This is a genomic window from Christiangramia aquimixticola, assembly GCF_048285835.1.
GTDB lineage: Bacteria > Bacteroidota > Bacteroidia > Flavobacteriales > Flavobacteriaceae > Christiangramia > Christiangramia aquimixticola.
Window position 1 is genome coordinate 1 of sequence record NZ_JBLVTL010000386.1, and the last position, 201, is coordinate 201.

Annotated in this window: 1 protein-coding gene; it reads left to right on the top strand. The window is 46.8% G+C overall.

The features are described 5' to 3' along the window. The coding region (locus ACNKXV_RS14930; RefSeq protein WP_417908481.1) for a hypothetical protein at positions 1-201 on the top strand (201 nt) is incomplete at both ends.

A 201-nucleotide genomic window follows, 5' to 3' on the forward strand; every position in this document is an offset into this window, starting at 1 on the left:
AACGCAAAAGACGATTTCTGTAACGGTAGAAGATACGACTCCACCGGTAGTGGATGCTGTAACTTCAACCACGGTGACCTTGGATAATTCAGGTTCAGGATCTTTAGCGGTGGCCGATGTGTTGAATGCTGCTAGTAGTGATGCCTGTGGTATTGCCAGTGAGGTATTGAGTCAAACCAGTTTCGACTGTTCTGATGTAGG